Origin of the sequence: Phenylobacterium sp. (assembly GCF_046290725.1) — a bacterium.
In the GTDB taxonomy this organism is placed as follows: domain Bacteria; phylum Pseudomonadota; class Alphaproteobacteria; order Caulobacterales; family Caulobacteraceae; genus Phenylobacterium.
Genome location: NZ_JBKBUH010000001.1, coordinates 2,124,947 through 2,135,236, shown reverse-complemented (window position 1 = coordinate 2,135,236; position 10,290 = coordinate 2,124,947). Strand labels below are relative to the sequence as shown.

Sequence of the window (10,290 nt, the reverse complement as noted above, 5' to 3'; positions counted from 1 at the left end):
CCCCCCCCCCCCCCCCCCCCCCCCCCCCCCCCCCCCCCCCCCCCCCCCCCCCCCCCCCCCCCCCCCCCCCCCCCCCCCCCTTCCCCTCTCCCCCCCTCCCCCCCCCCCCCCCCCCCCCCCCCCCCCCCCCCCCCCCGCCGCAGGTCAGACCGGGGCCTTGGCGGGGGCTTCAGGCGCCTTGGCGGGCGCGCTGGCCGGCGTGAGCTTGGCTTCGCCCGCGGCGGGAGACGGCGCGGGCGCAGGCGCCTTGGCGGGCTTGGCCGGCTTGGGCTCGGACGCCTCGGGCTTGTCCTCCGCCGTCACGGCCGAGGCCAGGCGGAACTCCGGCTTGACCTCGACCGGTCCGGCCGGCGCAGGGCCGGACGTCAAGGAGAGGTAAGGCCTGGGGCCCGCCATCTCCGGCGCCGGCTCCACGGCCGCGAGGGCCTGGGACGAAGCGACCTTGCGGCCGAACTTGTAGAAGACGTGCAGGCCCACCTGAGCAGTGCGCACCATCTGCGGGCCCCAGTTGGGGGCCACATGGGTGGCGTGGAAATGGGTGGCGTCGCCGACGGCGCTGTTCAGCGCCCCGCCCAGCGCCTTCAGGGCCACGCGCTCGGCGCGTTCCCAGGCGGCGGTCTCGCGCCGGGCCCGCATGGAGCCGTCGCAGGCGAAGGAGAACTGACAGCCCCGGCCGCGGCCCGCGCCCTGATAGACGACCCCGCAGACGGTCTTGGGGAAGGCCGAGTGGCGCACGCGGTTCATCACGACCTGGGCGACGGCGGCTTGGCCGGCCGGACCCTCGCCGCGGGCTTCGTAATAGACCGCCTGGGTCATGCATTCGAGCTCGCGCGAGGTCTCCAGCGCCCCGCCCAGGCGATAGCGGGCGGCGGGCTCGGGGCTCACCGTCGCCATCCGCAGGGCCGGCTGCGGCGCACGCGTCTCCAGGCGGGCCGTGAGGATGGCGGTCTGCCGGTCGCGCTCGGCGGCGCCGGCCGAGGTCGAGGGATCATGCCGGCGGGCGATCCGCTGGATCCCGGGATCCATCGCGGCGGTTTCGCGTTGCAGCACTGTTTCGGAATATCCGTCCGCGGCGGCGGCGGCCAGCCGCTGCACCCGGGCGTGATCTGCGGCGGCGCCCGCCATGCCGCCGGCCATGTAGGCTGCGCCCAGCGCAAGCCCAAGGCCGGAGCCGATCAAAGCGGCGCCTGTCCACGCGGGCCATTCGGCTCGCGCACTGGATTTCACTAGCAAAGAGGTCTGGTCCCGTGTGGCGAGGGCCTGGCGCCCCCTGACATCGACGTCGTCGACGCCCCTGCTCTTGCTGGCGGCGCCTCCGACTAGAGCCTGTCCGGTCACACGTTCGACGGCAGGCTACGGCGAAGTTGAGGGGCTTATGACCGAGCGACGACAGATTCGCAAGTCCATATTGCAGTGCAGCATGAAGTTTTTGTGAGTCGTTAAGGTTGACGACCTGGGCGGGCCTCTCCGGAACCTCCGCCTTGGCCTGCCGTTTCTCGCAGCGACCTCGACCTGGAGATGAAGACCATGCGAACGACTATCGGCCTTCTGGCGGCCGCCGGCCTGGCCCTGAGCCTGGCCGCCTGCGGGCACAACACCGAGCAACGGGCGGCGACCGGGGCCGTGGCCGGCGCGGTGGTGGGCGGCCCGGTCGGCGCCGCGGCGGGCGCGGCGGCCGGCACCGCGGTGTCCAAGACCGTCGACAAGTAGGGCTTGAAGCCCGCCGCATAGTCCGTCTGCGTCATGCGCCGCCGGCTGGGCGGCGGCATCCTTCCCCCGTGCCGAAGACAGGGGGACGGGGAAATGGCGCATCTCGCCTACGCCGTGGCGGCGCTCGCGGCGACGCTGGTCATCGCCGCCATGGGCATGCCGCAATTCTAATGCGAGACTAACGGCCATGGCCCGCCGTCTCGCCCTGGTGATTCTGGCCCTTGGCCTCGCCGCCCCGGCGAGCGCCCTGGCCGCGCCTGCCTGGCGGACCCAGCAGGCCTGCGCCATGCAGCGGTTCCTCTCGGCCACGCCCGCCTTCGCGGCCAACGCCTGGGCCCGGGACGCCTCCGCCGTCTCCCTGGGCGGAGAGGGCATGGTCCTGCGCCGGCGTGAAGACCCGGAGCTGCGCGCCCGGTTCGAGACATCCCTGCGCTCCGGCCGCGCCTTCGCCGACCGCGCCGCGGCCGACCTCGCCCGGCGCGAGAAGATCACGCCGGAGGAAGCCGTCCGCCGCATCGGCGCCGACCCCGGCCCCTGGCCCCCGGTCACCGCCGCCCAGTGCGACGCCCTGGAGAAGCGCGCCGCGCGCTAGCGTCTTTTCTTCCCCCGTTCACGCAGGGCGATCGCATGTCGCGTGAGCCACGCTTTTCGTCCCTCTCCCGCACGGCGGGAGAGGGTGTCCGCAGGACGGGTGAGGGCGAGGCGAAGCCGAGGCCGCCGTCAGGCGGGCGGCGCGCAGCGGCGCTAAATCTTGCAGCGTTTAAGGTTGGCGCCTGCGGCGCCAGCGGCTTCGCCGCCCTCGCGACCTCGGCCGCTCGCCCTCACCTGGCCTTCGGCCTTTCCTCTCCCGCCTGCGGGAGAGGAAGATCTCTGCTGACACGTCCTGACACCTGGCCGCGCTAGCGTCCGGCCATGATCGCTCCTACCTTGCTCTCCATGCCCGCCCAGAACACGCCCGGCGTGGCCGACATGTCGGCCAGCTTCGACTACAACGAGACCGCCCTGCCGATGCTGTGGAAGCCGCATCGCCCGTCGCGGCCGCAGAAGTCCGAGGGCGGCAAGAAGTTCAAGCTGGTCAGCGACTACAAGCCGGCCGGCGACCAGCCCCAGGCGATCGCCGAACTGGTGGCGGGGATCGAGAACGGCGACCACGACCAGGTGCTCCTGGGCGTCACCGGCTCTGGCAAGACCTTCACCATGGCCCAGGTGATCGCCGAGACCCAGCGCCCGGCCCTGATCCTGGCCCCCAACAAGACCCTCGCCGCCCAGCTCTATTCGGAGTTCAAGGCCTTCTTCCCGGAGAACGCGGTCGAGTTCTTCGTCTCCTACTACGACTACTACCAGCCGGAGGCCTACGTCCCGCGCACGGACACCTATATCGAGAAGGACTCATCCATCAACGAACAGATCGACCGGATGCGCCACTCGGCCACCCGCGCGATCCTGGAGCGCGACGACGTCATCGTCGTGGCCTCGGTCTCCTGCATCTACGGCATCGGCTCGGTCGAGACCTATACGGCCATGACCTTCACGCTGGAGCCGGGCCAGCGGCTGGACGAGAAGCAGCTGATGGGCGACCTGGTGGCCCTGCAGTACAAGCGCAACGACCAGGCCTTCGAGCGCGGGACCTTCCGCCGCCGGGGCGACACCATCGAGATCTTCCCCGCCCACTACGAGGACCGGGCCTGGCGCATCAGCCTGTTCGGCGACGAGATCGAGGCGATCTCCGAGTTCGACCCCCTGACCGGCAAGAAGACCGCCGACCTGCCGGGCATCAAGGTCTACGCCAACAGCCACCACGTCACGCCGCGCCCGACGCTCAACCAGGCCATCGTCCAGATCCGCCAGGAGCTGAAGGAGCGGCTCGACTGGCTGGTGGCCAACGGCAAGCTGCTGGAGGCCCAGCGGCTGGAACAGCGCACCACCTTCGACCTGGAGATGATCCAGGCCACCGGCTCCTGCGCCGGCATCGAGAACTATTCCCGCTATCTCTCCGGCCGCCGCCCCGGCGAGCCGCCGCCGACCTTCTTCGAATACATCCCCGAGAACGCCCTGCTGTTCGTGGACGAGAGCCACCAGACGATTCCGCAGATCGGCGGCATGTACCGGGGCGACTACCGGCGCAAGTTCACCCTGGCCGAATACGGCTTCCGCCTCCCCTCCTGCATGGACAACCGCCCGCTGAAGTTCGAGGAGTGGGACGCCATGCGCCCCGACACGGTCCACGTCTCGGCCACCCCCGGCGGCTGGGAGATGGAGCGCTCCGGCGGCGTCTTCGTGGAGCAGGTGATCCGCCCCACCGGCCTGATCGACCCGCCGGTGGAGGTGCGCCCGGTCTCCAAGGACAATCACAGCCAGGTGGACGACGTGATCGCCGAGGCGCGCGACACCATCGCCCGCGGCTATCGCTGCCTGGTCACGGTGCTGACCAAGAAGATGGCCGAGGACCTGACCGAGTACATGCACGAGCAGGGCCTGCGCGTGCGCTACATGCACTCCGACATCGACACCATCGAGCGCATCGAGATCATCCGCGACCTGCGCCTGGGCGCCTTCGACATCCTGGTGGGCATCAACCTGCTGCGCGAGGGCCTGGACATTCCGGAGGTCGGCCTCGTCGCCATCCTCGACGCCGACAAGGAAGGCTTCCTGCGCTCGGAGACCTCGCTGATCCAGACCATCGGCCGGGCGGCGCGCAATGTCGACGGCCGGGTCATCCTCTATGCCGACCAGATCACCGGCTCCATGGAGCGCGCCATGGCCGAGACCCAGCGCCGGCGCGAGAAGCAGGAGGCCTACAATCTCGAAAACGGCATCACGCCCGAGAGCGTGAAGAGCCAGATCAAGGAGATCCTGGCCTCCCCTTACGAAAAGGACCGGATGCTGGTGCCGGCCGGCGTGGCCGAGGACGGCGCCAAGCCCTTCATGGGCGACAACTTCAAGGCCACCCTGCGCGACCTGGAGGCCAAGATGCGCCAGGCCGCCGCCGACTTGGAGTTCGAGACCGCCGCGCGCCTGCGCGACGAGATCAAGCGGCTGAAGCTGCTGGACCTGGAGTTCGCCAACGATGCGCTGACGGCCGAGGGCGAGACCGCGGATCGCGGCGCGGTGAAGAAGGTGCGGGCCGAGGCGCGCGCGGAGGCCGCGGAGCGGTTTCGGAAGGGGAGAAGGTAGGGCAGACAGAACTTAGCTACTAACTAGGCACCCGACGGTAGGGATACCTAGTCAGCGATTTTGGCCTTTGAGTCAACGCTTGAGCCGTGATAGTCAACGCTATCGATGTTCTTCGGACGCGGAATGGCAAGCATGACGGCCCCTAAGAAGCCCACAACCGATGAAGACTGGCTCCTCCTCTCGTTTGAGATAGCGCGACTGTTCGATGGCGCGCCGGTAGACGAAGAGCAGTTGTTCGCTGGCCGGCTCGCTGAGGTGACCAAGATGCTCCGAACCGTGATGGAGCGATCCCGACACGTTGTGCTGTTCGGTGAACGGGGTGTCGGAAAGACCTCCCTGTCGAACATTTTTTGGAAGCGATACGGCAAAACGCTTCAGAGCTTCATCGTCGCGCGCGTGCAAGGCGGTCCTCAAGACGACTTCTCGTCGCTCTGGATTCGGGCCTTAGAGGAACTGAAGGCTCAGGGAATCGGAAGCGGTCGCGCCAGTTACGTGAACTTTGAAACCGCCTTTGAGACCGTTACGCCCACGCAAGTCCGTCGAGAACTACAGAAAATTTCCCCAAATGCATTGCCAATAATAATTATCGATGAATACGATAAGGTAATAGATCGAGACGCAAAAGAACTTACTGCGAACTTGATTAAGGAGTTTTACGATTTCTCAATTACAACAACAGTTATTTTGGTCGGCGTCGCCGAGAACATTTCAGAATTGATTGAGGATCACGCCTCTATTGATCGAGCACTAGTCCAAATCCCGCTTAGTCGCATGTTAGAAAGCGAGCTAATGGATATTATCAATCAGCGGGCTGCGCTTACAGTTATGAAGTTCTCGCCCGACGCCCTCTGGACCATCGTCGGCCTATCGCGGGGTCTCCCGTTCTTCACACAGACGCTTTCCAAGCACGCCGCCATGAACGCCATCGACAACCGACGCCTGATGATCACTAATCAGGACCTTGATGCTGCCATGACTCGCTTTATTGAAGACACGGAAGTGTCGTTCCGCGACGCTTACCGCATAGCGACCCGCACCAACCAACAGAACTACTTACAGGAATCTCTGTTAGCCTGCGCTTTAGCCCGCTGCGATGATGAAGGATTTTTCAAGGCTGCAGACGTGGTAGAGCCTTACAGCGCAATCATGAAGGGTCCTCGGCGCATTGCTCACTTCGAGAAGCATCTCCGGCGCTTCAGCACTGAGGAGGGCGGGAACATCTTGATCAAGCGCGGCGGCGAACGTCAGCAACACTTTCGATTCTCTGATCCCATGATGCAGCCCTACGTCATCATCCGTGGCATTCAGGCCAAAAAGATCGACGAGTCTGCTAGAAATCTTCTTCTCCGGAGGGAGCAGCGGGAACTTGCCATTTAGCTTTCGCTCCAGCTTCTTGATTCCAGATCTGCGCATCGGCAAGTGCTTGGCGGCTCGCTTCACCCTCTTTCGAGGCCACAGTTGCTCGGCTCACCTTCAGAGCTGAGCTGGCCTTGCGCTAATGCGATCTTGTCAACGAAGTCGGCAAGGCGGACCGCATCGGGGGTGCTTCCTTCTGCGGGAGCCCCTAGCTCCTGCGAGACCCCCTAGGCATTGTTACTGCTCCGCACTCGGATTGCCGGTCATGAACCGCTCAATGTCGAGTTCCACGCCAGTCGCAACGTCAGTCAACGTGATAAGGGCGTAACCCTCACTCCGCATCGTCGCCGCCTTCCGAAGCGCTTCAGCGGTGTCCAGCGGACCGAAGGTTCGCCGTTCAACGCCGCAGTTGCCGTTTACGAGAAATTCCCTCATGCCGCATCATAGCGCCTCGACAAGTGGGAAGCGATTCTTGTCACCGGCGGCGAAGTCAAACTGAGTCACGCCCCATCCATACCCAGAACCAACCCGGAACCACGCCGCCCCCTCAAGCGTAGCTATCTACGATGAGGGCCGCTGGCGGTCCGTGGTGGATCGCCGGATGTGCGCCCTTTGCCCTTGGGGATGAGAGAGCGATGTCGCCGACCTTGAGCGTGGTGGCGGACAACCAGCCGGGCCAGTCCCCGGCGCCGTCCGAGAACGTGGCCGATCGGGTCCGCAAGCTGCAGGCCGAGGCCCGCAGCTTGGCCCGCGAGCATATCCGGGCCCTGGAGCAGGCCCTGCTGCAGGTGGAGAAGATGAGCGCCGAGATCGCCGATGGCGGCGAGGCCTACCCCGCCGGGGTGCGCGAGGTGGCGCGGCGCCTGGCCGAGGACTGCGAGGCGCGGGTCCAGACCCTGGAGGCGATTTCCGCACGGGCGTGAGGGCGCCCGCCCCTCGCCCGCAAGGCGAGCCGCCTTCCCTCCTGCGGCGAGGTTGGCCCGCTTAGTGCGGCGCTCCGGCGGGACTGTTCAGAAACGGAACACAGCCAATGACCGCCCCCCGCACCACCGCCCTGGCCGTCGTCGCCGAACACGGCCGCGCTCCGGCCGCCCGACCCGACCAGATTTCCGAGCGGGTTCGCCGCCTGCAGGCCGAGGCTCGCCGCCTGGCGCACGAGCATGTCGGCGCCCTGACCGCCGCCCTGATGCAGGTGGAACAGCTCTCCATCGACATCGCCGCGGGCGGCGAGGCCTACCCCGCCGGCGTCCGCGACCTGGCCCGGCGCCTGGCCGAGGAATGCGCCGTCAAGAGCCAGACCATCGCGGCGATCAATTCGCGGGCCTGAGGGCTTCCGCTGCGCAGGCAGGGCGATTGCATATGAAATCTCCCTCTCCCGCTTGCGGGAGAGGGCAGGCCGCAAGGCCAGGTGAGGGCTCGCGGCCGAAGGCCGCGAGGGCGGCGAAGCCGCTGGCGCCGCTGGCGCCAATACTTTCAACGCAGCAGATTTTGCGCCGCTTCGCGCCGCCCGCCTTCGGCGGCCTCGGCTGCGCCTCGCCCTCACCGGCCCTTCGGGCGTCCTCTCCCGCACCGCGGGAGAGGGGAAAAAGGAACGCTCGCGCCATATACGATCGCCCTGGCCGCCCACGGGAGGAAGAAGGGAGCGGCGGACGCGCTTACCCCAGCAGATCCCGGAACTCGTGGCTGCGCCGCAGCCAGGCGGCCGCATAGCCGCAGATCGGCGTGATCTTCAGGCCCTGGCTGCGCACGTCGGCCGCGAGCGCGGCCATCAGCCGTCCGGCTGCGCCGGAGCCGCGCAGGGGCGGCGGGCTCTCCACATGGTCGATATAGATGCGGTCGTCGACGAGGCGGTAGTCGGCCCATGAGGTCAGGCCCTGCTCGTCCATCTCGTAGCGCTGTTCGTCGGTGTTGTTTCGAAGCTCGCTCATGATCCCATCATAACCCCCTCCCCCGCCGGCGCGATCCCGGTTATCGGTAGCGTCTTGGCTAAACCTTGAGTTGGAGGCCCCGATGGCCCTCGCCCGCACCGCCCTGATCTGCGCCGCCGCCGGCCTGGCGCTTTCCGCCTGCGGCCAGCGGGAGGACAAGGCCGCCGCCACCGGCGAGGCCCCGGCCGCCCAGGCGCCGGCCGCCGCCGCCCAGGCCGGACAGCCGCCGGCCCGCAAGGCCGGGCTGTGGCGCCAGACCATCTCCATGGGCGACTTCACCCAGTCCACCCGCATCTGCCTGGACGCGGCTACGGAGGAGCAGGTCTCGCTCTGGGGCGGCCAGGAGAGCGCCGAGATGTGCTCGCAGAACGAGGCCAGCCGTGCGGCCGACGGCTCCTGGCGGTTCTCCAGCGTCTGCGACATGGGCACGGGCGGCCGCACCACCACCACGGGCGTGGCCCGCGGCGACTTCTCCACCCGCTATACGGTGGAGGCCGATTCCGTCACCGAGGGCGCGGCGGCCCCGCAGATGAACGGCGCGCGCAAGATGACCGTCGAGGCGGTCTGGGAAGGCCCATGCCCCGAAGGCTTCCGCCCCGGCGACATCGAACTGCCGGGCAATGTCCGCATGAACCTGCTCGACGCCCAGAAGATGGGGCGGTGATCACCTCCCGCTGTCCCGGCGGGATGACAGGGCAGGCCTCAGGGGGTATTCCCGCGGCGTAAGGAGCCTGCCGCCATGATCCCCCGTTACGCCCGCCCGGAAGCCGCCGCGATCTGGGAGCCGCAGACGCGCTTCAAGATCATGTTCGAGATCGAGGCCCACGCCGCCGACAAGATGGCCGAGTTGGGCGTGATCCCGAAGCTGGCGGCCGAGACCATCTGGGAAAAGGGCCGCGACGCGGTGTTCGACGTCGAGCGCATCGACGCCATCGAGCGCGAGGTGAAGCACGACGTCATCGCCTTCCTGACCCATGTGACCGAGATCGTCGGGCCCGAGGCGCGGTTCCTGCACCAGGGCATGACCAGCTCCGACGTCAACGACACGGCGCTCGCCGTACAGCTTTCGCGGGCCACCGACCTGCTGATCGAGGATGTGGACCTGGTGTTGGGCGCGCTGAAGAAGCGCGCCTTCGAGCATCGCCTGACCCCCTGCGTCGGGCGCAGCCACGGCATCCACGCCGAGCCTATCACCTTCGGCCTGAAGCTCGCCGGCCACTATGCCGAGTTCCAGCGCGCCAAGGAGCGGCTGGCCATGGCGAAGTTCGAGATCGCCACCTGCGCCATCTCCGGCGCGGTCGGCACCTTCGCCAACGTCTCGCCCGAGGTGGAGGCCCATGTGGCCAAGAAGATGGGCCTGGCCGTGGAGCCGGTCTCGACCCAGGTGATCCCGCGCGACCGCCACGCCGCCTATTTCGCGGCCCTGGCGGTGGTGGCGAGCTCCATCGAGCGCCTGGCCGTCGAGATCCGCCACCTGCAGCGCACCGAAGTGCTCGAGGCCGAGGAGTTCTTCGACGTCGGCCAGAAGGGCAGCTCGGCCATGCCGCACAAGCGCAACCCGATCCTGACCGAGAACCTGACGGGCCTGGCGCGCCTCGTCCGCTCGGCGGTGGTTCCGGCCATGGAGAACGTCGCCCTCTGGCACGAGCGCGACATCAGCCACTCCTCGGTCGAGCGCGGCATCGCGCCGGACGCCACCGTGCACCTCGACTTCGCCCTGCGGCGCCTGGCCAATGTGGTCGAGCGGCTGGTGGTCTACCCGCAGAACATGCTGAAGAACCTCGACCGGCTGGGCGGCCTCGTGCATTCCCAGCGGGTGCTGCTGGCCCTGACCCAGAAGGGCCTCTCGCGCGAGGCGTCCTACGCGGCCGTCCAGCGCAACGCCATGAAGGTCTGGCGCGGCGAAGGCGACTTCAAGACCTTCCTGCTGGCGGACCCCGAGGTGACGCTTTCGGAGGCCGAGCTCGCCGAGCTCTTCGACCTCGGCTACCACTTCAAGCACGTCGACACCGTGTTCGCCCGCGTCTTCGGCCAGGAGGCCATGGCCCAGGCCGCGGAGTAGGCGAGCCCCGCCTTCTCGTCCCTCTCCCGCGTGCGGGAGAGGATGCCCGAAGGGCAGGTG

10 protein-coding genes are annotated in these 10,290 nt (G+C 67.8%); 8 read left to right on the top strand and 2 right to left on the bottom strand.

Annotated features, from left to right (window positions below; genetic code table 11):
- Positions 1 to 144 precede the first annotated feature (144 nt).
- On the bottom strand, positions 145 to 1,179 hold the full coding sequence (locus ACK41C_RS11145) for a cell wall hydrolase (RefSeq protein ID WP_409653839.1): 1,035 nt from the start codon (positions 1,177 to 1,179) through the stop codon (positions 145 to 147).
- Positions 1,180 to 1,527: 348 nt separating this feature from the next.
- Here ACK41C_RS11145 and ACK41C_RS11140 point away from each other — a divergent pair, with 348 nt between their 5' ends.
- From ACK41C_RS11140 to ACK41C_RS11115, 6 genes are all read left to right on the top strand, one after another.
- The gene (locus ACK41C_RS11140; RefSeq protein WP_409653836.1) at positions 1,528 to 1,710 is read left to right on the top strand and encodes a hypothetical protein; all 183 of its coding nucleotides are present in this window, start codon (positions 1,528 to 1,530) and stop codon (positions 1,708 to 1,710) included.
- A 187-nt stretch (positions 1,711 to 1,897) separates the two neighbouring features.
- Entirely contained in the window at positions 1,898 to 2,302 is a 405-nt protein-coding gene (locus ACK41C_RS11135) for a hypothetical protein (protein WP_409653833.1), read from the top strand.
- A 344-nt stretch (positions 2,303 to 2,646) separates the two neighbouring features.
- Positions 2,647 to 4,884, top strand: a complete 2,238-nt coding sequence (uvrB, locus tag ACK41C_RS11130; RefSeq protein WP_409653991.1) for an excinuclease ABC subunit UvrB — start codon at positions 2,647 to 2,649, stop codon at positions 4,882 to 4,884.
- Positions 4,885 to 5,016: 132 nt separating this feature from the next.
- Positions 5,017 to 6,261, top strand: a complete 1,245-nt coding sequence (locus tag ACK41C_RS11125; RefSeq protein WP_409653830.1) for an AAA family ATPase — start codon at positions 5,017 to 5,019, stop codon at positions 6,259 to 6,261.
- 614 nt (positions 6,262 to 6,875) lie between these two features.
- Complete coding sequence (locus tag ACK41C_RS11120; protein WP_409653827.1) at positions 6,876 to 7,163, top strand: hypothetical protein; 288 nt, start codon at positions 6,876 to 6,878, stop codon at positions 7,161 to 7,163.
- Between the two features lie 107 nt (positions 7,164 to 7,270).
- On the top strand, positions 7,271 to 7,567 hold the full coding sequence (locus ACK41C_RS11115; RefSeq protein ID WP_409653824.1) for a hypothetical protein: 297 nt from the start codon (positions 7,271 to 7,273) through the stop codon (positions 7,565 to 7,567).
- Positions 7,568 to 7,895: 328 nt separating this feature from the next.
- Here the strand turns inward: ACK41C_RS11115 and ACK41C_RS11110 are convergent, their stop codons facing one another.
- Positions 7,896 to 8,168, bottom strand: coding sequence for a GNAT family N-acetyltransferase (locus tag ACK41C_RS11110; RefSeq protein WP_409653821.1), 273 nt, complete (start codon positions 8,166 to 8,168; stop codon positions 7,896 to 7,898).
- Positions 8,169 to 8,250: 82 nt separating this feature from the next.
- On the opposite strand from ACK41C_RS11110, the gene ACK41C_RS11105 reads away from it, so the two are divergent.
- Both ACK41C_RS11105 and purB read left to right on the top strand, forming a co-directional pair.
- Positions 8,251 to 8,832: a DUF3617 domain-containing protein gene (locus ACK41C_RS11105; RefSeq protein ID WP_409653819.1), complete on the top strand. Its 582-nt coding sequence runs from the start codon at positions 8,251 to 8,253 to the stop codon at positions 8,830 to 8,832.
- 75 nt (positions 8,833 to 8,907) lie between these two features.
- Positions 8,908 to 10,230: an adenylosuccinate lyase gene (gene purB / locus ACK41C_RS11100; RefSeq protein WP_409653816.1), complete on the top strand. Its 1,323-nt coding sequence runs from the start codon at positions 8,908 to 8,910 to the stop codon at positions 10,228 to 10,230.
- Positions 10,231 to 10,290: the final 60 nt, after the last annotated feature.

Excerpts from the sequence above, each read along its gene's own strand:
- ACK41C_RS11140 (WP_409653836.1), top strand. The coding sequence starts at position 1,528 with ATGCGAACGACTATCGGCCTTCTGGCGGCCGCCGGCCTGGCCCTGAGC.
- ACK41C_RS11135 (WP_409653833.1), top strand. The coding sequence starts at position 1,898 with ATGGCCCGCCGTCTCGCCCTGGTGATTCTGGCCCTTGGCCTCGCCGCC.
- uvrB (WP_409653991.1), top strand. The coding sequence starts at position 2,647 with ATGCCCGCCCAGAACACGCCCGGCGTGGCCGACATGTCGGCCAGCTTC.
- ACK41C_RS11125 (WP_409653830.1), top strand. The coding sequence starts at position 5,017 with ATGACGGCCCCTAAGAAGCCCACAACCGATGAAGACTGGCTCCTCCTC.
- ACK41C_RS11120 (WP_409653827.1), top strand. The coding sequence starts at position 6,876 with ATGTCGCCGACCTTGAGCGTGGTGGCGGACAACCAGCCGGGCCAGTCC.
- ACK41C_RS11115 (WP_409653824.1), top strand. The coding sequence starts at position 7,271 with ATGACCGCCCCCCGCACCACCGCCCTGGCCGTCGTCGCCGAACACGGC.
- ACK41C_RS11110 (WP_409653821.1), bottom strand. The coding sequence starts at position 8,168 with ATGAGCGAGCTTCGAAACAACACCGACGAACAGCGCTACGAGATGGAC.
- ACK41C_RS11105 (WP_409653819.1), top strand. The coding sequence starts at position 8,251 with ATGGCCCTCGCCCGCACCGCCCTGATCTGCGCCGCCGCCGGCCTGGCG.
- purB (WP_409653816.1), top strand. The coding sequence starts at position 8,908 with ATGATCCCCCGTTACGCCCGCCCGGAAGCCGCCGCGATCTGGGAGCCG.